This is a genomic window from Aeromonas sp. QDB03, from assembly GCF_027707985.1.
Taxonomy (GTDB): domain Bacteria; phylum Pseudomonadota; class Gammaproteobacteria; order Enterobacterales; family Aeromonadaceae; genus Aeromonas; species Aeromonas hydrophila.
On the sequence record NZ_JAPCJG010000011.1, the window covers coordinates 74,897 to 96,163 of the forward strand.

The following is a 21,267-nucleotide window of genomic DNA, read 5'->3' on the forward strand; positions in this document are numbered from 1 at the left end:
AACTGCATCTGTCCACTCCGTTCCGTTGTCAGGAAGAAAGGGTACGGATCAGGTTGGAATAGTCTTCCTTGATGTCGTGACTCTCTTCCTTCAGCTGCTCGATCTTGCGGCAGGCATGAAGCACGGTAGTGTGGTCACGACCACCAAAGGCATCACCTATCTCCGGCAAGCTATGGTTGGTCAGCTCCTTGGCCAGCGCCATCGCCAGCTGGCGTGGGCGGGCAACGGAGCGGGAACGCCGCTTGGAGAGCAGATCCGCCAGCTTGATCTTGTAGTACTCCGCCACCGTCTTCTGGATGTTGTCGATGGTGACCAGCTTCTCCTGCAGCGCCAGCAGGTCGCGCAGCGCTTCGCGCACGAAGTCGATATTGATCGCCCGACCGGTAAAGTTGGCGTTGGCAATCACCCGGTTGAGGGCACCTTCCAGCTCACGCACGTTGGAGCGCAGCCGCTTGGCGATGAAGAAGGCCACTTCGTCCGGCAGGTGGATCTGGTTCTCGTCCGCCTTGCGCATCAGGATCGCCACCCGGGTTTCCAGCTCCGGCGGTTCGATCGCCACCGTCAGGCCCCAGCCGAAGCGGGACTTGAGACGATCTTCCACCCCGTTGATCTCCTTCGGATAACGATCCGAGGTCAGGATGATCTGCTGGTTGCCTTCGAGTAGGGCGTTGAAGGTGTGGAAGAACTCCTCCTGGGAGCGCTCCTTGTTGGCAAAGAACTGGATGTCATCGATGAGCAGGGCATCGACGCTACGGTAATAACGCTTGAACTCTTCAATGGCGTTATTCTGCAGCGCCTTCACCATGTCCTGCACAAACCGTTCGGAGTGCATGTAGATGACCTTGGCGTCCTGCTTGCGCTCCTTGATGGCATTGCCGACCGCATGCAGCAGGTGGGTTTTGCCCAGACCGGTGCCGCCATAGAGGAACAGCGGGTTGTAGGCCCCGCCCGGATTGTCGGCAACCTGACGGGCAGCCGCACGAGCCAACTGGTTGGACTTACCTTCGACGAAATTCTCGAAGGTATAGTTCACGTTGGTGTTGCTCTTGTGGTTCGGCTCGGGTTTGGCCTCGGCCTTGCTTTCCCAGCTCTTCTGCGAGTTATTCACAGGATCCGCACCCCGCGCCGGCGCTCTGGCGACCGCGACGGGATGGGGACGATTACCAATGTCAAAACGCAGAGTGGGGCCGTCGACCCCGCAGAGTTCATTGATGATGCCGTTCACCCGGATGAGATACTTGTCTCGAACCCAGTCCAGAACAAAGCGATTCGGTGCATACAGGGTCAGAGTATTGTCACTCAACTCCGCTTGAAGCGGCCGGATCCACATGCTGAATTCTGCCGAGGGCAACTCATCTTGCAGCCGGTTAAGGCACTGCTGCCATAGCGAAGCAGTCACTCTAAACTCCCGTCGATTGATTAACTAAAGACCGGCTATTCTACGTTTTTAGCGGCTGGATCTCTAGCCGCGACCTCGCGGATCCAGCAAATAAGATCCTTGACTTTCAAGGATCCAGCAGCGCCGAATCCGATTTCATCCCCAAAGTTACCCACAGCCAGATCCATCGACAGGGGCACCAAAGATCCAGACCTGAAGCGGTTATTTTATATAACCAAATATCATTTATTCTTTAGCTTTTATTCCAATAACATCAGCGCAAATCCAGTGTTTACAACTAAAAATACAGAACAACAGAGAGAGAGAGGAATCCCCATGACGTCATCCATCAAGCTGGTCTCCGGCGCAGCCATTTTGCTGGCCGCCCTGTCCGGTCAAGCCATCGCCCAGGAAACCATCAAGGTCGGCATGTCCGGCAAGTACTTCCCGTTCACCTTCGTCAAGCAGGACAAGCTGCAGGGCTTCGAGGTGGATATGTGGAACCAGATCGGTGAGCGCACCGGCTACAAGGTAGAATTCGTGACCGCCAGCTTCTCCGGCCTGTTCGGCATGCTGGAAACCGGCCGCGTCGATACCATCTCCAACCAGATCACCATCACCGACGAGCGCAAGGCCAAGTACGCCTTCTCCCAGCCCTACGTCTATGACGGTGCCCAGATCGTGGTCCGCAAGGGCAACAGCACCATTCACGGCATCAAGGATCTGGAAGGCAAGAAGGTGGCGGTGAACCTAGGCTCCAACTTCGAAGAACTGCTGCGCAAGAACGACCCGAACAAGAAGATCGACATCCGCACCTATGACTCCGCCTTCGAGCAGGACGTTGCCCTGGGCCGGATCGACGCCTTCGTGATGGACCGCGTCTCCACCGCCCAACTGATCAAAGAGTCCAAGCTGCCGCTGCAGCAGGCCGGCGCACCGTTTGAAACCATCGAGAACGCCCTGCCCTTCCTGAAGACCCCTGAAAAGCAGGCGCTGCTGAAGAAGGTCGACGATGCCCTCACCGCCATGCGCAAGGATGGTTCCCTGCGTCAGATCTCTGAAAAATGGTTCGCTTCCGACATCACCGACAAATAAATGATGGAATTTGACCTCGAATACACGCTGGGGCTGTTTCCCATCCTGCTCAAATATCTGGGCACCACGATGGAGATGGCCCTGTGGGGATTCGTCCTGGCACTCGTACTGTCGCTGGCCCTAGCGATAGTACGGGTGTTTCGCGTTCCCGTGATCCACTGGCTGGCGATGCTCTATATCTCGTTTTTCCGGGGTACACCGCTACTCGTCCAGCTGTTCCTGCTCTATTACGGGCTGCCACAGCTGTTCCCCATCTTCGTGGGGATGGATGCCTTTACCGCCGCCATCGTCGGCCTGACCCTGCACTTCGCCGCCTACATGGCCGAATCGATCCGCGCCTCCATCATCGGCATCCACAAGAGCCAGATGGAAGCCGCCCTCAGTATCGGCATGAGCCGCTACCAGGCGATGCAGCGGATCATATTGCCGCAGGCGGCCCGCATTGCGACGCCGTCGCTGATGAACTACTTCATCGACATGATCAAGAGCACCTCGCTGGCCTTTACTCTGGGGGTGGCCGAGATCATGGGCAAGGCGCAGATGGAAGCCTCCTCCTCCTTCAAGTTCTTCGAGAGCTTCATGGCGGTGGCGCTGGTCTACTGGGTGGTGGTGATCTTCTTTACCCGCTTGCAGCATCTGCTGGAAGTGCGGCTCAACCGCGCTTATTAGGGGGTTGCCATGACAACGCAACCGACCCGCCTGCCATGCACGCAGGCAGTACGCTTTAACACTGCGCCTGTTTAAAGGAGGGCCATCATGATCAAGTTAACCGGCCTGTCCAAGGCATATGACGGCAATCAGGTGCTGAACAGCATCGATCTGGAGGTGAAAAAGGGGGAGATAGTGGTCATCATCGGCCCCTCCGGCACCGGCAAGTCGACCCTGCTGCGCTGTCTCAACCTGCTGGAAACCCCGGATGCCGGCAACCTCGCCATCGACGATCTGCAGCTCAACCTGGCCAGGGCCAGCGAGCAGCAGGCCATTGAGCTGCGCAAGCGGGCCTCCTTCGTGTTCCAGAACTACGCCCTGTTTGCCAACAAGACGGCGCTGGACAACATCGCCGAAGGGCTGATCACCGTCTGGAAACAGCCGAAGGCAGAGGCCCGTGCCACCGCCCTCGGCATCCTCAAGGACATCGGCCTCGCCGACAAGCAGGACGCCTATCCGGCTTCCCTGTCGGGTGGTCAGCAGCAGCGGGTCGGCATCGGCCGGGCCATGGCCGCACACTCCAAGGTGATCCTGTTTGACGAGCCCACGTCGGCTCTCGACCCCGAGTGGGTCGACGAGGTACTGGGTCTGATGAAGGAGCTGGCCCGCCAGCACCAGACCATGGTGGTGGTAACCCATGAGATTGAATTTGCTCGAGATGTTGCCGATCGGGTGATCTTCATGGAAGGGGGCCGGATCGTGGAACAGGGCCCGCCGGATCAGATATTGGTCGATCCGCAGGATCCCCGTACCCGGGAGTTCCTGCGCAAAGTGCTTAAATAGCTCTCTCTTTGGCGGCATTGCCGCCTTTTTTATTGGAGGATCCTTGTTAAACCCCGGGTTGCCAGTATAATCCGGAGCCCTCGATCCTCTGGATCCTCACTGCCGGTTCGGGCCTTTGCAAGGTCAGGACAGGAAGAGAGGGAACGGCGGATTGACTAAAAGCCGAACTCTGTTTAGAATTCGGCCTCTTTTGCTAGTCGTCACACGCTATAGCTGGCGCGTCGGCTAAGTGTGACAATCAAAACTGTACAGAAATACGGAATCGAATCATGAAACGTACTTTTCAACCGTCCAACCTGAAGCGCAAGCGCTCTCACGGTTTCCGCGCCCGCATGGCAACTGCCAACGGTCGTAAAGTTCTGGCCGCTCGTCGTGCCAAGGGTCGTGCCCGCCTGGTAGTCTAATGCCTACCCAGCACGCCTTTTCTCGGGAGTTACGTCTGTTAACTCCCGAACACTTCAAACGCGTTTTCGCCGAGCCTGTCCGGGCCGCTTCTCCGCAAATTACGCTTCTCGCCTGTCCCAATACCCTCGAACATCCTCGCCTTGGTCTCGCTGTGCCCAAAAAAGCACTCAAGCGTGCCGTCTGGCGCAACCGTGTAAAACGGGTGGTTCGGGAAAGTTTCCGCCTCAATCAGGCCAATCTGCCCGCTATCGACATCGTCGTGATCGCCAAGGCCGGTGTGAAAGAGATGGATAACGAGGAACTGTTCAAGTTACTGGAAAAGCTATGGCGCACTCTGTCACGCCGTTGCAATGGGTAGCTGTCAAACTGATACGCCTGTATCAGCTAATCATTAGCCCGCTGCTCGGGCCGCGCTGCCGTTTCACTCCGACTTGTTCCCAATTTGCGATAGAAGCAATCCGACTTCACGGTTTCATAAAAGGCGTTTGGTTAGCCAGCAAACGTCTATTAAAATGCCATCCCTTATCCGAGGGTGGTTATGACCCGGTTCCGCAACCAAAGCGAAGAAACTGAAGACTATGGAATCACAACGCAATCTCATCCTGATCGGTTTGCTGTTCGTGAGCTTTTTGCTCTGGCAACAGTGGGAGTCCGACAAGGCTCCGAAGCCGGCCCCGACTACCGTGGCCCAAACCGAACATTTCGTACCTGAAGCCGGTCAGACCGGTGATATTCCTCAGGTTTCCGAGCAAGCCAATGCGAACACCGCACGCAAGCTGATCACCGTCTCCTCCGACGTGCTCAAGCTGACCCTGGATACCCAGGGTGGCGACATCGTCTCTGCCGATCTGCTGGCCCACAAGCTGGAAGAGGGCAAGGATCAACCGTTCGTACTGCTGACCAGCCAACCTGAGCACCTCTACGTTGCCCAGAGCGGTCTGGTTGGTCGCAATGGTCCTGACAGCCAGGCCCAGGGTCGTCCCACCTACGAAGCCGCCCAGACCAGCTACCAGCTGGCCGATGGTCAGGATCAAGTCGTCGTACCGATGACCTGGACCGACAGCAAGGGCGTGGTCTTCACCAAGGAGTTCGTCCTCAAGCGTGGTGACTACGCCGTTGGCGTCGATTACAAGATCGACAACAAGTCCGCCGAGCCGGTCCAGGTGCAGTTCTACGGTCAGCTGAAGCAGACCGTGACTACCCCGAAAGACCAGCAGGGTCATGCCATGGTGGCCAGTGCCTACCGTGGTGGTGCCTTCTCCAGCGAAGATACCCGCTACAAGAAGTACACCTTCGACGAGATGAAGGATGCCGACCTGAACAAGACCACCAAGGGTGGTTGGGTCGCCATGCTGCAACACTACTTCGTCTCTGCTTGGGCACCGAATGCCGACGATACCAACAGCTTCTACAGCCGCGTGATCCCTGGCAAAGACCAGGCCATCATCGGCTACAAGGCGCCGCTGGTTGACGTGGCTGCCGGCCAGCAGGCCGAAGTGACCAGCAAGCTGTGGGTCGGTCCCAAGCTGCAAGACCAGATGGCCAAGGTGGCAAACCACCTCGACCTGACCGTCGACTACGGCTGGCTCTGGTTCATAGCCCAACCGCTGCACTGGCTGCTGACCGTGTTCCACGGTTTCGTCCAGAACTGGGGTGTGGCCATCATCATGCTGACCCTGCTGGTACGCGGCATCATGTTCCCGCTGACCAAGGCCCAGTACACCTCCATGGCCAAGATGCGCATGCTGCAGCCCAAGCTGGCCGCACTGCGTGAGCGCTTCGGCGACGATCGCCAGAAGATGTCTCAGGGCATGATGGAGCTGTACAAGAAGGAGAAGGTCAACCCGCTGGGTGGCTGTCTGCCGATCCTGGTGCAGATGCCGATCTTCATCGCCCTCTACTGGGCACTGATGGAATCCGTTGAGCTGCGCCACGCGCCGTTCGCCCTGTGGATCACCGACCTGTCGGTGAAGGACCCCTTCTTCGTGCTGCCGATCCTCATGGGTGCGTCCATGTGGTACCTGCAGAAGATGAGCCCGACCACCATTACCGACCCGATGCAGCAGAAAGTGATGCAGTTCATGCCGATCATCTTCACTTTCATGTTCCTCTGGTTCCCGGCAGGTCTGACCCTGTACTGGCTGGTGAGCAACGTCATCTCCATTACCCAGCAGACCATCATCTACCGTCAGCTTGAGAAGAAAGGCCTGCATACCCGCAGCTAATCGCTCCCGATGGCAAGATGGATGACAAAAGAGGCGGCCTTCGGGCCGCCTTTTTTATTACAATGACCCCACTGCTGTGAACCATCAGCGAACAAATGAGCCAAGCAAGATGACTACAGATACCATCGTGGCCCAGGCCACCGCCCCCGGCCGGGGTGGCGTCGGCATAGTCCGCGTCTCCGGTCCCGCCGCCGAACAGGTCGCCGAGATAGTGCTCGGCAAGCTCCCCCGGGTGCGTTATGCCGAATATCTGCCGTTCAGGGATGAGCAAGGCCAGCCGCTGGATCAGGGCATCGCCCTGCTGTTCAAGGCCCCCAACAGCTTCACCGGCGAAGATGTGCTGGAACTGCAGGGCCATGGCGGCCCGGTGATCATGGACATGCTGGTGCGCCGCATCCTGCAGATAAAAGGGCTGCGCCCTGCCCGCCCCGGCGAGTTCAGCGAACGCGCCTTCATGAACGACAAGCTGGATCTGGCCCAGGCCGAGGCCATCGCCGACCTTATCGAGGCATCCAGCGAGCAGGCGGCCCGCAGTGCCATGCACTCCCTGCAGGGGCAGTTCTCCGGCAAGATCCAGCAGCTGGTGGAGAGTCTCACCCGGCTGCGTATCTATGTGGAGGCCGCCATCGACTTCCCGGACGAGGAGATCGATTTTCTCTCCGACGGCAAGGTGGCGGGTGATCTCTACGCCATCATGGCGGAGCTAGACGACGTACGCGGCGAGGCCAAGCAGGGTGCCCTGCTGCGGGAAGGGATGAAGGTGGTGATCGCCGGTCGTCCCAACGCCGGCAAATCGAGCCTGCTCAACGCCCTGGCCGGCCGCGAGTCCGCCATCGTCACCGAGATCGCCGGCACCACCCGTGACGTGCTGCGCGAGCACATCCATCTGGATGGCATGCCGCTGCACATCATCGACACCGCCGGCCTGCGCGATACCCAGGACAAGGTGGAGCAGATCGGCATCGAGCGTGCCTGGGCCGAGATTGAGCAGGCCGACCGGGTGCTGTTCATGGTGGATGGCACCACCACGGATGCGGTCGACCCGCGGGAGATCTGGCCGGAATTTGTTGATCGGTTGCCAAAAAAGATCGGCCTCACCGTGGTGCGCAACAAGGCCGACCTGACCGGCGAAGATCTGGCTCCGAGTCAGGAGAAGGGCCACGCAGTCTACCGCATCTCCGCCAAGACCGAGCTGGGGCTGCCCGCCCTGCGCGAGCACCTGAAGGCTTGCATGGGCTTCCAGGGCAACACCGAGGGGGGCTTCATGGCCCGCCGCCGTCACCTGGATGCGCTGGAACGCGCCGCCGAGCGGCTGCTGGTGGCCAAGGAGCAGCTGGAGGTGTTCGTGGCCGGCGAGCTGGTGGCCGAAGAGCTGCGCCTGGCGCAGGAGTCCCTCTCCGAGATCACCGGTGAGTTCAGCTCCGACGATCTGCTGGGTCGCATCTTCTCCAGCTTCTGCATCGGGAAGTAATGTGGTGAAAAATCAGCAATAAAAAGCAGCCAGAAAGAACATAAGACATTGTAAATAATGGACTTTGTTTTTTACTGGCTGTTCTTGCCTGATCTTGTTTCGTGAGAATTTACCCCGAGAGTACCCCGAAGTAACCTCTTGGGGTACTTTTGGGGGACACTCATGAACATCAGCATCGAATACCGGGCACCGGACGCCGAAGGCAAGCGCGCTCTGCGCTTAACCTACTACGCCGGCTCCTACCTTGACCCCGCCACAGGCATCCGCAAGCACAAGCGCAGCAGAGAGACCCTGGATCTCTTCCTGTACGACAAGCCGCGTACCCCGGCACAGCGGCTTCACAACAAAGAAACACAGCGGGCAGCCGAAGCCATCCGCGCCAAGCGGCTCTTCGAATACGAGACCGGCAAACACCACCTGGATTTCTCGAACGCCCACAAGGCCAGATTCTTTGAGTACTTCCAGGAAGTGACCGACCAAAAGGCGGCAGGCAGCAAGAGCAACTATTCCATCTGGGTGTCTACCCTCAAGCATTTGCGCCAGTACCATAAACTGCCTGATTTGACTTTCGAGGAGGTCGATCAGCTGTTCCTGGAGGGTTTTCGGCACTACCTGATGCACAAGGCCCGCACCAAAAGCGGCACGCCACTGAGCCGCAACACCCAAAGTGCCTACTTCAACAAGTTGAGGGCAGCCCTGAACCAAGCAGAGCAGGAGCGGCTGCTGATGGATAATCCGGTACGACGCGTCAAAGTCATCCAGGGAGAGAAGAACAAGCGCGTTTACCTGACCGAAGACGAGGTACGAGCCCTGGCCCAGGCCGAATGCCGCTACGACGTTCTTAAGCGCGCCTTTCTGTTCTCCTGCTGCACTGGCTTGCGCTGGTCCGACATTCATAAGCTGACTTGGGCAGAGCTTGAGCCCTTCTACGGCCATTACCGAATCGTCTTCACCCAGAAGAAGACTAGCGGCCTGCAATACCTGGATTTGAATGACATGGCGATGCAGCTGATGGGGCGCCCAGGCAAGACATCTGAGCGAATCTTCAAGGGCCTCAAGTACTCGGCTTGGCACAACATGGAGCTCACCCGGTGGGCGTTGCAGGCCGGGATCACCAAGAAGGTCACCTTCCACAGCGCACGTCATTCCTTTGCCGTCATCCAGCTTAACCGCGGCGTCGATATCTATGCCCTCTCCCGCTTGCTGGGGCACAGTGAGCTGAGAACTACCGAGATCTATGCCGACATCCTTGAATCGCGGCGAAGAGATGCCATGCTGGATTTCCCCAACGTATTGGAGTGATAGAAGATGGGACGCACCCTCGACGAGATCCTGGCCAGTGAAAAGCCTGAAGTGGTCGCGGCCGCCAAACAGCAGGCTGCGCTGATACTTAACCAGTTAGAGCAAGAAGCGGATCCTGGCCAGGAAGAGCCAACAAAAGCGCCGGCGCCACCCAGCGCTGGTGTAGATGATCTTAGATAATCTAGATCGGATTTCAGGATCGCCCTGCAGCCCAAGTAGCACCTGGGTTTCGCTCAATTGGTTTGTGACCATTATCGTGAGCTTTGTGACCACTTTCGTGATGGTCTGTGACCATTATCGTGATAGTGCAGGCCGGCCGATGGTAAACCGCCCCTTGGCATGTTCGCAGATAGACCAGCCCAAAGCAGTCAGCTCATCCAATGCCTTACGAACTCGCGATTGCCGCTTGCGGCGGGTGGCCATGCTGGCTTCCTCAGGAAAGACATAAGCAACCAAGGTGTCTAACTGCACCACTCTACTCTGGCCAACATCGACCCAGGCACATAGCCGTTGATGTAACAATCTGGTGATGCTGCTATTCAGGCGCCGCACCTCTGTCATGTCGATACGAACATGGCGGCCAGTGCCCATAATGGCGGAGGTCAGCAAAGGATTAAGCGCCACAAAGAGCCCATCGGTCAGGGCGTCGCTGGCATAGTTCGCAAGCAGACGAAAACCGCTGCGCTGGCCAGCCACCTGGGCTATCACCGACACCTTCCACAACCGCTCGACACAGCGGCGCACTGTATTGGTGTCACGAGGGTTGGCGTAGCCTATCTCCTTGGCCAGTTTGCGCAGGCTGCTTTTGACCACCAAGACGCGTTGCTGATTGGCTGCCCAGCGAGGCTCTAGCAGGGTCCGCAAGGTGTTGCCCTCCCCGGTAGCGGCAATGGGTTCGATGATGGCGCTGTAGTCCTCGATACCAGCCAGGGCAACCAACCCTTGAAGTACGCGCAAATCGTCAGCCCCCAAGGGTTCTGGCCCGGAAAACTCAATCTGATTGCCCCCACCGAATCGATACACCACATCCAGCTTGTCTCGGCGGCGCTGGCCACGAGAGATGGCTCTGAACAATCCTGGCGCCAGACAGTGCATATGGTCGTGCCGGGCATGAGTTAGTTCAAAGCAAGGCACGCTTGCCTCCCGCTCGGCGTGCTACGTCCAACCTGGCAGGGCGCAGCACGCCACCTTCCCCCCGCACCAGCCAGCGCTCTGGTAACGGCGGAACATAGTTGCTTTTACTAACCCCAAACCGCACGTAGCGATGGCTCTGCTGTGCCGACAAGCTCAGCTGCTGCGCCTCCTTCCTGGTCATGGTGGCGAGGTAGCCCTGCCAACGCACATTGTCTACCAGCACAGACGAACCACGGCTGGCCTGCTGCTGATCGCCAACCTCCTGGAAGGCTGCCAGCTTGCTGGTGTGGTGCAAAAACAGCACGGCGCATCCCTGCCCCATGGCCAGCCGTTCCAACTGACCCAGCACCTGCGTCATGGCACTTGCCACGTTCTCGTCGGTATCATGAAAACGCCGCAGGGTGTCGATAACGATCAACCTCACGCCCTCAGCCCAAAGGGCAATCACCTCCAACCACTGGCTATCCAACAGGTTGGGGCTGGCTCCCTGAAGCGGAATCAACCGAAGGTCACGTTCAAGCGCCGCACGCTGACGTGCATCAAGGTTCTGACCCAAGGCAAATAACCGGTGATGTAACACCGGCAGAGGATCCTCAGCAGGCAGGTAGAGCACAGCTCCCTGTTCCAGCCTGCCAAGCTCAAGCCAGTCCGGCCCGCCGGCTATCTGCATCCCCAACTGCAGTGCCAGCATGGATTTACCGGCACCGCCTGGTGATACCAAGGCACCGACACAGCCCACCGGCAGCCCCGGTAGGACAAAGTCGATTGGCTTGGGAGGTTCGGTAAAGGCCGCCTGAAGATCCAGGGGCCAGTGAGATGCAATGAGATCCTGCGCCATACCCACCTCACAGCCGCCCATGGCGGGCTTGCCGCACGCGCTTGGCCACATGCTTAGTGAGCTCTGCGTCTGGGGAGATACGATGGGAAAGCAGCCAATCCAGCAGCTCATCGCGCTTAAAGTAGATCTTCTTACCCTGGGGCTTGTAGAACGGCAGGCGTTTTTCGCTAGTCAACCGGTACACATAACTTACTGACACCCCCAATAGCTCGGCACACTCCTCGGCAGAAAGCACCTCCTTCAGCGCCTGTCCTTGCTGGATCACCAGCCGTTTCAGCTCATAAAGCTCTTTCAAAATTGACCCATTTGGATCGCTATAAACAGACAGATTTTGCTCACGCATGCAGATGGTCTCCTCGTAGCAATCATCAGCATGCAAGAGCGTACCGGGGGCTTGGCGAAATCCTCGTCGCTGTAGTTGTCCAATTTGGGCACCAAGAGCGTTTTTTGCGAAGGGAAAACTTTCACATGTGCATATTTGGCAAGAGACAATAAACGTACAGATAGGTACATCTGTTTTTGCGCACTACAACACACACCCAAATATTCGCCTAACACTCCTACAATCGAAAACGTTGTGCATATACAGCTTCACCTCACACAGCAAATCAAAATGATTGCACCCCTATATTGGATGTCTTAAGGTACGCATCTGCCATTAAAACAACGGGATAACAGTGCCGACCTTTTCTTCTCAGCTCAGCAGCCATTCTCATTCCCAGCGAGAACGCCTAGCGTTTATAGATTTTTGCTTGCAGTACCATGGTTCGGTGGGCCGTGGCGAGCTGATGGGGCACTTCGGCACTGCCGTGGCTTCCTGCACCCGAGATTTCACCCTCTACCGAAATTTAGCCCCCGATAACCTGGAAATGCGTCACGAAGACAAGCGCTACCACCGCACTTCCAGCTTTCGGCCATTGTTTCAGCATGACAGCCGGACAGTACTGAACATACTGGCTCATGGGTTTGGTAACGGAGTAAGTAGGGATAAGCCCAGTACAGGCTTCTGTGAAGATGCATCGGATCTGAACACTCCCTCACAAGACATACTGGCACCGCTCAGCCGGGCGATCAGCCAGCAGCAAGCGGTAAAGATTAGGTATTTGTCGCTGAACTCGGGTAGCAGCGAGCGCACAGTGGTTCCCCACAGCCTAGCCAAGAACGGCAAGCGCTGGTATCTGCGTGCCTATGACCGCACGCATGAAGACTTTCGGGATTTCGCCTGCATGCGCATTGTTTGTGTAGAACAGAGCAAGCGGCCTACGGTAGATAGTCACGAACAACAACACGCCGACCGAGCCTGGAACTCCCAGTTAACACTGGAGCTGGTGCCGCATCCTGGTCTGCTCTACCCCGAAGCCATTGCTCACGATTATGGAATGGAAGAACAGCATGGCAACTACGCTCTGCAGCTGTCCACCAGGGCAGCCCAAGCCGGATACCTGCTCAGATACTGGAATGTCGATGCCTCCGCTAACCACCGTCTGTCGGCCACAGAACACCACCTATGGTTGCGCAATGTCTCGCAACTGATCCAACAGTACAACGACGTGTTATCCAGCTTTACTCTGGCACCCGGTTTTCACATGGAGCCCAAGCCGATATGACCTCACAAGCAATACAGGAAAAATTCGGCTTTAAGTATGGCCGCAACGGTGCCCATGCCTGCCGCACCATGATGCTGAATGAAATCGCCACCCTGTTTGAAGGCCGGCCACCCAGCACTACCCCAGCTCAGTACCAGGAAGATATCGAGCACTTCAATGTGCTACACAAACCCACCGAAAAAGCCCGCAAGCTCACCTGGCGCCACCTAGTGGACTTATATGGCATGAATCCCGAGCAGCCGTTGTTTCGCACATTCCGCCGCTTATGGGAATTTGATGAGCAAGCACAAACCGTCCTTGCATGCCAAATGAGCCTGGCGCGGGATCCTTTGTTACGTTTGTCCAAACCCAAAATACAGTCTCTGGAGCTGGGTCAACCCATCACTCGTGAGCAAATGGAGCAAGCACTGGCAGAACTGTGCCCGGATCGGTTTAGCCCCGCAACTCTCAAGTCTCTGGCACAGAATGTGAGCGGCACCTGGACCAAGGCCGGCTACCTCAAGGGCAGAGTCAAAAAACTACGCAGCGAACCAGTTATTCGGCCTGTAAACGTGGCCTTCGCCCTGTTTCTGGGCTACCTCCAAGGATCCACAGGTAATCGCTTGTTTACCACCGAGTGGGCACGGATGCTGGAGTGCCGTACCGAACGCCTGCTAGAGCAGGCCAGAATGGCCAGCCATGTAGGGCTTATTACCTTCAAACACTCCAGTGAGGTGGTGGAAGTGACTTTCCCAGACTATCTCACCAGGGAAGAGGAGACCTGGCTGCATGAGTAACCGACTGAACCGGCTGATCAAAAGCTTTTCCGGCTATATCAGCATCCCCTGGATAGCGGGGCTGGCTGATGAACAGCGCGTACTGTTTGCCGTCTATCACAAGGAAGACGAGTTGAAGCTACGCGCTCGCGTGGAAGAGTTTCGCCTGGCCTCAGAAAGCGCCGGCCATCGCTGGCTGGAGCTGGACGTCACCCGCTTGTTCCCCGATTGGATGGCCAGCCAGAAATACCGGGAAGAATACTTTGAAGAACCCGACAGTCTGGCCCCCAAATACAAAAAGTTTGCCCGTCAGGCCGTAGACATGCTGGCCGCAAAAATCGATGAACAGTCTGACGAAAACACTCTGGTGGCCCTTGTTGGCTGCAGCACATTGTTTGGTTTTGCCTCAGTATCCGACTTTGTAAAACAGCTCTCGGCTCATGTGCCGGGCAGGTTGCTGGTGCTGTTTCCGGGCGAATACACAGATAACACCTACCGGCTGCTGGATGCCCGGGACGGCTGGGGCTATAAGGCCACCGCCATTACCGCAGACAACTAACAATAAGAAATAAAGGAGCACGTACAGGATGCTTAACCGCGATATTTACCAGCTCGATCCAACCAAAAACCGGCTGGCCAACAACGGTGTGGCCGAGGTTAAGGATGACCAATCCGCTCAGGCCCTGAATACCCTGCGCTACGAACTCGAAACCTTCGTCTGCGATGGCGAGTATGAAGCCGGCATGGAGAAAATTCTCTCCACCTATCTGCGCAACTTGGCCGACGGCCACGAGCAGCCCGGCGTGTGGATTTCCGGCTTCTTCGGTTCGGGTAAATCTCACTTGGCCAAAATGCTGCGGGCGCTCTGGGTCAACCAGCCGTTCAACGGTGGAGTCTCGGCTCGGGACATTGCCGACCTAACCCAGGAAATTCAGGATCACCTGAAGGAGCTCAGCGTGACCGCTGCCCGCCATGGTGGCCTGCATGCCGCTTCTGGCACTTTGGGTGCCGGGGCCGACAACAACGTACGTCTGGCGCTACTAAATATCGTCTTCAAATCAGCTGGACTGCCCGAGCAATACCATCAGGCTCGCTTTGTGATGTGGCTGAAAAAAGAAGGCCTGCTTGAACAGGTAAAATCTCTGGTGGAAGCGGAAGACGACGACTGGCTCGACGAGCTGGACGACCTCTATATGTCCCGCAGCATCGCCGGCGCACTGCTGGAGGTGGACAACACCCTGGCCTCCGACATCAAGCAAATGCGGCAGTTGCTGAAAGAGCAATACCCTCATGTGCAAGATGTCACCAACAAACAAATGGTGGATGCCATTGCCGAAGCCCTGTCACAGGATGGCCAGTTCCCCGCCACCCTGATTGTGCTGGACGAGGTGCAGCAATATGTGGGCACCGATGCCGAAAAGGCGCACCAGGTGCAGGAAGTGGTGGAAACCTGCTGCAAACACTCGGCGTTTTCCAACAAGCTGCTGTTTGTCGCCACCGGACAAAGCGCCCTCTCCGGCATGCCCAACCTGCAGCGCCTGATGGGCCGTTTTCAGATCCCCATTCAGCTGTCCGACACCGACGTGGAGTCGGTGATCCGCAAGGTGATCCTGCAGAAAAAGGAATCCGCCAAGCCTGAGCTGGATCAGGTGCTGAAAAACCACCTGGGTGAAATTTCACGCCAGCTGCGCGGCACCAAAATTGAACATCACCGCGACGATGAACAGGTCATGCTGGCGGACTACCCCCTGCTGCCGGTACGCCGGCGCTTCTGGGAAAAGGTGCTGCGCATTGTGGATACCACCGGCACAGTGTCGCAGCTGCGCAACCAGCTCAAGGTGATCCACGAGGCCGCCCAGGCCACCGCCGATGAGCCCCTGGGCCATGTGGTGCCCGCCGACTTCATCTACAACCAGATTGCGGTAAACCTGCTGCAAACCGGGGTGATCTCCAAGGAAATTTCCGAAGTCATTGGCCGCTTCTCCGCCGGCAACGAACAGGATCAGCTCAAGGGCCGCATTCTGGCTCTGATCCTGCTTATCGGCAAACTGCCCACCGATCCCACCGCCGACTGCGGCGTGCGGGCCACCGCCGATATGCTCTCGGACCTGCTGATCGACAACCTGAGCAACGGCAAAGACGCCATTCGCACTCGAGTGCCCCAGCTGTTGCAGGCCCTGGCCGACGACGGCCTGGTGATGGCCATGAAAACCAGCGTGGGCACCGAATACCGGCTGCAAACCCAGGAAAGCGCCCAGTGGTACGACACCTTCCGCCAGGAAGAGGCCGACTTGCGCGGCAACATGCAGCGCATTGAAAACATTCGCGTCGATCTGCTGCACAAAACCGTGCGGCAGCAAATTGCCCAGGTGCGCCTGACCCAGGGCAAATGCAACGAGCCCCGCCAGGTGATCCTCTGCACCGAGGCCGAGCTGCCGGCAGACGCCGATAAAAAGATTTACGTCTGGCTGCAGGACGGCTGGAGCATGGACGAAAAGAGTTTTGTCAGTGAAGCCCGACGCCGTCCGCCCGCCGAGCCCACCATTTTTCTGTTTGTGCCGGCCCGCAACCGCTCCGAGCTGACCAACGCCATCATCGCCGAGCATGCGGCGGACGCCACCCTGCAAAAGCGCGGCATTCCCAACACCGACGCCGGCAAAGATGCCCGCACCGCCATGGAAACCCGCCACCGAGACGCCAAAAAACAGGTGGAGGCGCTGCTGCGCGAAATCTTCGACGGCGTGCTGGTGCTGCAGTCCGGCGGCAGCGAAGTGGACGGCAACACCATTACCGACAGAGTAGACACCGCCGCCCGGGCCTCGTTAATCCGCCTGTACCGTGAATTTGACGCCGCCGACCACACCGGCTGGGGCACAGTCTTTACCCGTGCCGGCAAGGACGGTGGCCAGAACGCCCTGGAAGCGGTCGAGTTCAAGGGCGATCCGGAGCAGCACCCGGTGTGTGCCCAGATAAAACGCTTTATCGGCGTGTCGAAAAAGGGCAAGGAAATTCGCGAGCAGTTTCAGCAGGCTCCTTACGGCTGGCCTCAGGATGCCATAGACGGCGCCCTCTTTACCCTGGTGGCCGCCGGCATTCTGATCACCGAAGACGCCAGCGGCAATGCCGTGCCGCTCAGCAAGCTGGAACGCAAGCACATTGCCCAGACCGGCTTCAAGCCCGAGAGCATTACCATACGCCCGGTGGATTTAATCAAAATTCGTGGCGTACTCACCGCCTGCGGCATTCCCTGCCAATCCGGGGAAGAAGGCAGCAAACTGGTAGAGCTGATTGAAAAAGGCCGCAGCCTGGCGACCAGAGCCGGGGGGGAAGCGCCCTTCCCCGAGCGCCCGAGCACCACCGTCTTTGATGAGCTGGCCCGTCAGTCCAACAATGCCCAGCTCAAGCTGGTGTTGGACCATCAGGACGACATTAAAACCGCCATCACCAACTGGGCCGGCACCGCCGAGCGCATCGCCGCCCGCCGGGAAGACTGGACCCTGCTGTGCGAGCTGCTCAGGCTGAGCAAAGGCTTGTCCTTTCATGAGCAGGTGCAACAGGAGGTGGACGCCATTCTGGCCCGTCGCTCCATACTGGACGAGCCCAACCCCACTCGCAGCCTGATCCAGCAACTGGTCACCAATCTGCGCAATGCCATCAACCACCATATTGATGCCTACTGCAGCCAGCATGCCCATTGCCTGGCCCAGCTGCAGGCCGACAGCCACTGGCAGCAGCTCAGCCCCGAGCAGCAAAACACCATGCTGAACAAACGCAACCTGCTCACCCTGCCCCAGCCCGGGCTGAACGACGCCGACGCCATTATCGACGCCCTGACCGAAGTCAGCCTGGAGCAATGGCGCGATCGCACCGACTCCCTGGCCAGCAAATTCGACAGCGCCCGGCTGGAAGCGGTGCAACTGCTGCAGCCCAAGCTGCAGCGCATCAGCCTGCCCCGCACCACCTTTGAAAACGAAGCCGAAGTGGATGAGTGGCTGGCACGAGTAAAACAGCAGATCCTCGACAAACTCAGTGACGGACCGGTGACCTTCTGATGAACACACAGATACATGCAACCATGAACAGCCGTATTCCTCTGGAAAAGACCCTGCGCCGGGCGCTGGAAACCACCGTTATCAAGGCCCGGGACGTGGCCGAACGGGCCGCGGCCCAGGCGCTGGAGCGCCTGTGTGTGGGCGATGCCAAGGCCGCCGACTACCTGACCGATGAACAAAAGCAGTTGCGTAACCGGCTGCGGGCTCATGGCCGCCAGCTGGGCGACATTAAACAGAACAATGGCCAGCAAAGCACCGGCAAGCTGGTGGCCGAGGTGGCCTATGAGCACTGGCACCGCATGCTGTTTGCCCGTTTTCTGGAGCAGAACCAGCTGCTGATGTACGACCAGCACACCGCCCTGACCCTGGCGGAGTGCAATGAGCTGGTGCAGGAGCCGGACATTGCCCGGGACGAGCAGGAAGCCCGCTGCACCAGCGGCTGGGAGCTGGCCGGGGTGCTGGCCTCCAAAATGCTGCCGCAGATCTTTCGCATCGACTCGCCGGTGTTTGAGCTGGAGCTGGCCCCCGAGCACCAGCGCACCCTGGAGCAACTGGTCACCGGCCTGGCCCTGGAGACCTTTCAGGCCCAGGACAGCCTGGGCTGGGTATACCAGTTCTGGCAGAGCAAGCGCAAAGAAGAGGTGAACAAGTCCGAGGTAAAAATCGGTGCCGACGAGCTGTCGCCGGTGACCCAGCTGTTTACCGAGCCCTATATGGTGAGCTTTTTGCTCGACAACAGCCTGGGGGCCTGGTGGGCCGGCCAGCGCCTGTCTGAAACGGACTGGAAGCAGGCCGAAAGCGAACAGGAACTGCGCGACCGAGCCGCCATTCCCGGCGTGCCCTTAAGCTACCTGCGTTTTGTAAAAGACGACGCTACCCAGCAATGGCAACCCGCCTCCGGCACCTTTGACGCCTGGCCCAAGCAGTTAAGTGAGCTGAAAGCCCTGGATCCCTGTTGTGGCTCCGGCCATTTTCTGGTGGCGGCCTTTTTAATGCTGGTGCCCATGCGCATGACCCTGGAAAGCTTGGGTGCGCAGGAGGCCATTGACCGGGTGCTCAGCGAAAACCTGCATGGCCTGGAGCTGGACCAACGCTGCGTGGAGCTGGCCGCCTTTGCGGTGGCGCTGGAAGCCTGGCGCTACCCCGGTGCCGGTGGCTATCGAACCCTGCCCGAGCTGCACCTGGCCTGCACCGGTCTTTCCGTTACCGCCGCCAAGGACGAATGGAAAACCCTCGCCCACCAGGCCGGCAAGCACAACCTGAGCAGCGCCCTGGACTGGCTGCAGCATACCTTTGCGGATGCCCCCGTGCTGGGCAGCCTGATCAACCCTCGCCGCAGCCAGGCCGATATGGCCTCCTGGAGCGACATTCAACAGTTGCTGAAGGATGCCCTGCAGCAGGACAACACCGGCACCGATCGGGACAGCAATGAGCATAACAACCGGCAGGAAGCCGGCATCGTAGTCCAAGGGTTAATCAAGGCCGCCGAGCTGCTGGCCGGCCAGTATACCTGGGTGATCACCAATGTGCCCTATAAAAAAACTGGGGAAATGGTTGAGGAAGTAGATAATTTTTTAACCAAAAACTATCCACATGCTAGAAGATCGTTAGAGACTTCCTTTCTGTCAAGATGCATGGAATTTCTATCACCTTGTGGGGTTAGCTCTCTAGTGCTTCCTCAAAACTGGCTCTTCCTTAATGGTTACAAAGATTTTAGGAAGGTTCTTTTAGATACATACAGCTGGAAGTCGGTCGCAAGACTTGGTGCCGGAGCCTTTGAAACAATATCAGGAGAGCATGTAAAAGCTATCTTGCTTACTCTTGATAACCAACCACCATCAGTTATGAATGGCACCGGGAAGGACAATACATTCTTTATTGATGCTGCAAGTGAAAGAAAACCAAATGAAAAATCACACTATTTAAGAGCACAAAGGGTGACTCTATTACCACAATATCAGCAACTTAAAAACCCTGACTTCAGAATAACATTGGGAAATGAAAATGAAGGTACAATAATATTAGCTGATTACGCAAACGGCATTCATGGCACCAATACCAAAGATGCGCCTAGGTTCATTAGGTGTTTTTGGGAGATTGAGCTTACCAACCCTGATTGGGTGCCTGGTCAGACCACTGTAGAAAAGGTTCGTGACTTTGGTGGACTTTCTACAGCATACCACTGGGAGCAAGAGAAAGGCGAACTGAAGAAGCTATCAGAAATAGGAAAAGCGATACTTGCAGGAGGACTTGCTTGGGGGAAAAAAGGTATAAGTGTTAGGCAAGTAGGCCACCTCCCATGTTCCCAATATTTAGGTTCAAAATTTGATCAAAATTGCGCAGCAATTATTCCATCAGATGAAAACCTCTTGAGTGCTGTTTGGTGTTTTTGCTCATCAGAAAGTTTTAAAAATCATGTTAGACACATAGACCAAAGCCTTAAGGTAACTAACTCGACTCTAGTAAAAGTTCCTTTTGACCATAAATATTGGGTGAATGTAGCGGAAGAAAAATACCCCAATGGCCTGCCCCAACCCTATAGCAATGATCCCACCCAGTGGATCTTCCATGGCCATCCCTGTGGCTCGGTAGTGTGGGACGAGCAGAAAAAATGGACCGTCCAGGGCGAACTGCGGGTGGATGACACCGTATTGCAGGTGGCGGTGGCCCGCTTGCTGGGCTATCGCTGGCCGGCGGAGCTGGATGAAGACATGGAGCTAGCCCAGGAGATGCTGCACTGGCTGGGGGAAAGCGACAAGCTGCTGACCCATGCCGACGACGACGGCATCGTCTGCCTGCCCGCCGTGCGCGGCGAAAAGGCCGCCGATATTCGGCTGGAAGCCCTGCTGCAGGATGCCTACGGACAAGCCTGGACCACCCCGCTCAAGCAACGCCTGCTGGACACAGTAGGCAGCAAGTCACTGAGCCTCTGGCTGCGCGACAAGTTCTTTGAGCAGCACTGCAAGCTGTTCCAAAACCGCCCCTTTATCTGGCATGTATGGGACGGCCTTAAAGACGGCTTCAGCGCCCTGGTCAATTACCACAAGCTGGACAAAGCCGGCCTGGAGCGCTTGATATATACCTACCTGGGCGACTGGATCCGCAGCCAGCAAAGCGCCATGGCCAACGGCGAAGACGGTGCCGATGTGCGCCTGGCCGCCGCCGAAAGCCTTAAAAAAGCACTGGAAGCCATTCTCGAAGGCGAAGCCCCTTACGATATTTTCGTGCGCTGGAAGCCGCTTTCCGAGCAGCCCATCGGCTGGAACCCGGATCTTAACGACGGCGTGCGACTCAATATTCGACCCTTTATGACCGCCAGAGACATGAGCAAAAAAGGCGCCGGAATACTACGCGCCAAACCCAATATCAAATGGACCAAGGACCGCGGCAGCGACGTGCCCTCCGCCCCCTGGTATCACCTGGGCCTGGAATACGGTGGCAAGGAAGGCGATCGCATCAATGACCACCACCTACACCTGGCAAAGAAGCTGGCGGCGCGAAATTAGGAAGGGAA

The 21,267-nt window shown here is 57.5% G+C and carries 19 protein-coding genes; 15 read left to right on the forward strand and 4 right to left on the reverse strand.

The features are described from left to right. Nucleotides 1-28: 28 nt before the first annotated feature. Entirely contained in the window at nucleotides 29-1,399 is a 1,371-nt protein-coding gene (dnaA, locus tag PG900_RS19915; protein WP_005307141.1) for a chromosomal replication initiator protein DnaA, read from the reverse strand. Nucleotides 1,400-1,714: 315 nt separating this feature from the next. On the opposite strand from dnaA, the gene PG900_RS19920 reads away from it, so the two are divergent. From PG900_RS19920 to PG900_RS19965, 10 genes are all read left to right on the forward strand, one after another. Next, on the forward strand, nucleotides 1,715-2,473 hold the full coding sequence (locus PG900_RS19920) for an amino acid ABC transporter substrate-binding protein (protein ID WP_005307144.1): 759 nt from the start codon (nucleotides 1,715-1,717) through the stop codon (nucleotides 2,471-2,473). Then, nucleotides 2,474-3,142, forward strand: a complete 669-nt coding sequence (locus PG900_RS19925; RefSeq protein ID WP_011707929.1) for an amino acid ABC transporter permease — start codon at nucleotides 2,474-2,476, stop codon at nucleotides 3,140-3,142. Between the two features lie 87 nt (nucleotides 3,143-3,229). Then, entirely contained in the window at nucleotides 3,230-3,964 is a 735-nt protein-coding gene (locus tag PG900_RS19930; RefSeq protein ID WP_017410488.1) for an amino acid ABC transporter ATP-binding protein, read from the forward strand. A gap of 269 nt (nucleotides 3,965-4,233) precedes the next feature. Beyond that, nucleotides 4,234-4,368: a 50S ribosomal protein L34 gene (rpmH, locus tag PG900_RS19935; protein WP_005307156.1), complete on the forward strand. Its 135-nt coding sequence runs from the start codon at nucleotides 4,234-4,236 to the stop codon at nucleotides 4,366-4,368. Then, nucleotides 4,368-4,727, forward strand: a complete 360-nt coding sequence (gene rnpA / locus PG900_RS19940; protein WP_016352406.1) for a ribonuclease P protein component — start codon at nucleotides 4,368-4,370, stop codon at nucleotides 4,725-4,727. The genes rpmH and rnpA overlap by 1 nt, the downstream gene beginning before the upstream one ends. Further along, complete coding sequence (gene yidD / locus PG900_RS19945) at nucleotides 4,694-4,942, forward strand: membrane protein insertion efficiency factor YidD (protein WP_010635605.1); 249 nt, start codon at nucleotides 4,694-4,696, stop codon at nucleotides 4,940-4,942. The genes rnpA and yidD overlap by 34 nt, the downstream gene beginning before the upstream one ends. Before the next feature lie 5 nt (nucleotides 4,943-4,947). Next, nucleotides 4,948-6,594, forward strand: a complete 1,647-nt coding sequence (gene yidC / locus PG900_RS19950) for a membrane protein insertase YidC (protein WP_011707925.1) — start codon at nucleotides 4,948-4,950, stop codon at nucleotides 6,592-6,594. A gap of 109 nt (nucleotides 6,595-6,703) precedes the next feature. Then, nucleotides 6,704-8,065, forward strand: a complete 1,362-nt coding sequence (mnmE, locus tag PG900_RS19955; protein ID WP_270801750.1) for a tRNA uridine-5-carboxymethylaminomethyl(34) synthesis GTPase MnmE — start codon at nucleotides 6,704-6,706, stop codon at nucleotides 8,063-8,065. 162 nt (nucleotides 8,066-8,227) lie between these two features. Beyond that, a complete protein-coding gene (locus PG900_RS19960; RefSeq protein WP_125941656.1) occupies nucleotides 8,228-9,367 on the forward strand; it encodes a site-specific integrase in 1,140 nt (379 codons plus the stop codon). 6 nt (nucleotides 9,368-9,373) lie between these two features. After that, complete coding sequence (locus PG900_RS19965; RefSeq protein WP_156991768.1) at nucleotides 9,374-9,547, forward strand: hypothetical protein; 174 nt, start codon at nucleotides 9,374-9,376, stop codon at nucleotides 9,545-9,547. A 114-nt stretch (nucleotides 9,548-9,661) separates the two neighbouring features. Here the strand turns inward: PG900_RS19965 and repC are convergent, their stop codons facing one another. From repC to PG900_RS19980, 3 genes are read right to left on the reverse strand one after another with little or no spacing between them, the layout of a single operon-like run. Further along, nucleotides 9,662-10,441 carry a replication protein C, IncQ-type gene (repC, locus tag PG900_RS19970; RefSeq protein WP_254203888.1) on the reverse strand — a complete coding sequence of 260 codons (780 nt, stop codon included), beginning with the start codon at nucleotides 10,439-10,441 and terminating at the stop codon, nucleotides 9,662-9,664. A gap of 46 nt (nucleotides 10,442-10,487) precedes the next feature. Beyond that, nucleotides 10,488-11,339, reverse strand: coding sequence for a helicase RepA family protein (locus PG900_RS19975; RefSeq protein ID WP_125941658.1), 852 nt, complete (start codon nucleotides 11,337-11,339; stop codon nucleotides 10,488-10,490). Between the two features lie 7 nt (nucleotides 11,340-11,346). After that, nucleotides 11,347-11,682, reverse strand: a complete 336-nt coding sequence (locus PG900_RS19980; RefSeq protein WP_125941659.1) for a helix-turn-helix domain-containing protein — start codon at nucleotides 11,680-11,682, stop codon at nucleotides 11,347-11,349. Nucleotides 11,683-12,091: 409 nt separating this feature from the next. On the opposite strand from PG900_RS19980, the gene PG900_RS19985 reads away from it, so the two are divergent. Genes PG900_RS19985 through PG900_RS20005 form a run of 5 tightly spaced genes read left to right on the forward strand, consistent with a single transcriptional unit; the run spans nucleotide 12,092 to nucleotide 21,259 of the window. Continuing rightward, nucleotides 12,092-12,946, forward strand: a complete 855-nt coding sequence (locus PG900_RS19985) for a WYL domain-containing protein (protein ID WP_125941660.1) — start codon at nucleotides 12,092-12,094, stop codon at nucleotides 12,944-12,946. Then, the gene (locus tag PG900_RS19990) at nucleotides 12,943-13,722 is read left to right on the forward strand and encodes a hypothetical protein (protein ID WP_125941661.1); all 780 of its coding nucleotides are present in this window, start codon (nucleotides 12,943-12,945) and stop codon (nucleotides 13,720-13,722) included. The genes PG900_RS19985 and PG900_RS19990 overlap by 4 nt, the downstream gene beginning before the upstream one ends. Further along, complete coding sequence (locus PG900_RS19995) at nucleotides 13,715-14,260, forward strand: BREX protein BrxB domain-containing protein (protein ID WP_125941662.1); 546 nt, start codon at nucleotides 13,715-13,717, stop codon at nucleotides 14,258-14,260. The genes PG900_RS19990 and PG900_RS19995 overlap by 8 nt, the downstream gene beginning before the upstream one ends. 28 nt (nucleotides 14,261-14,288) lie before the next feature. Further along, a complete protein-coding gene (gene brxC, locus PG900_RS20000; RefSeq protein WP_125941663.1) occupies nucleotides 14,289-17,753 on the forward strand; it encodes a BREX system P-loop protein BrxC in 3,465 nt (1,154 codons plus the stop codon). A gap of 23 nt (nucleotides 17,754-17,776) precedes the next feature. After that, nucleotides 17,777-21,259: an Eco57I restriction-modification methylase domain-containing protein gene (locus PG900_RS20005; protein ID WP_270832116.1), complete on the forward strand. Its 3,483-nt coding sequence runs from the start codon at nucleotides 17,777-17,779 to the stop codon at nucleotides 21,257-21,259. Nucleotides 21,260-21,267 lie beyond the last annotated feature (8 nt).

Excerpts from the sequence above, each read along its gene's own strand:
- PG900_RS19920 (WP_005307144.1), top strand. The coding sequence starts at position 1,715 with ATGACGTCATCCATCAAGCTGGTCTCCGGCGCAGCCATTTTGCTGGCC.
- PG900_RS19925 (WP_011707929.1), top strand. The coding sequence starts at position 2,474 with ATGATGGAATTTGACCTCGAATACACGCTGGGGCTGTTTCCCATCCTG.
- PG900_RS19930 (WP_017410488.1), top strand. The coding sequence starts at position 3,230 with ATGATCAAGTTAACCGGCCTGTCCAAGGCATATGACGGCAATCAGGTG.
- rpmH (WP_005307156.1), top strand. The coding sequence starts at position 4,234 with ATGAAACGTACTTTTCAACCGTCCAACCTGAAGCGCAAGCGCTCTCAC.
- rnpA (WP_016352406.1), top strand. The coding sequence starts at position 4,368 with ATGCCTACCCAGCACGCCTTTTCTCGGGAGTTACGTCTGTTAACTCCC.
- yidD (WP_010635605.1), top strand. The coding sequence starts at position 4,694 with ATGGCGCACTCTGTCACGCCGTTGCAATGGGTAGCTGTCAAACTGATA.
- yidC (WP_011707925.1), top strand. The coding sequence starts at position 4,948 with ATGGAATCACAACGCAATCTCATCCTGATCGGTTTGCTGTTCGTGAGC.
- mnmE (WP_270801750.1), top strand. The coding sequence starts at position 6,704 with ATGACTACAGATACCATCGTGGCCCAGGCCACCGCCCCCGGCCGGGGT.
- PG900_RS19960 (WP_125941656.1), top strand. The coding sequence starts at position 8,228 with ATGAACATCAGCATCGAATACCGGGCACCGGACGCCGAAGGCAAGCGC.
- PG900_RS19965 (WP_156991768.1), top strand. The coding sequence starts at position 9,374 with ATGGGACGCACCCTCGACGAGATCCTGGCCAGTGAAAAGCCTGAAGTG.
- PG900_RS19975 (WP_125941658.1), bottom strand. The coding sequence starts at position 11,339 with ATGGCGCAGGATCTCATTGCATCTCACTGGCCCCTGGATCTTCAGGCG.
- PG900_RS19980 (WP_125941659.1), bottom strand. The coding sequence starts at position 11,682 with ATGCGTGAGCAAAATCTGTCTGTTTATAGCGATCCAAATGGGTCAATT.
- PG900_RS19990 (WP_125941661.1), top strand. The coding sequence starts at position 12,943 with ATGACCTCACAAGCAATACAGGAAAAATTCGGCTTTAAGTATGGCCGC.
- PG900_RS19995 (WP_125941662.1), top strand. The coding sequence starts at position 13,715 with ATGAGTAACCGACTGAACCGGCTGATCAAAAGCTTTTCCGGCTATATC.
- brxC (WP_125941663.1), top strand. The coding sequence starts at position 14,289 with ATGCTTAACCGCGATATTTACCAGCTCGATCCAACCAAAAACCGGCTG.
- PG900_RS20005 (WP_270832116.1), top strand. The coding sequence starts at position 17,777 with ATGAACAGCCGTATTCCTCTGGAAAAGACCCTGCGCCGGGCGCTGGAA.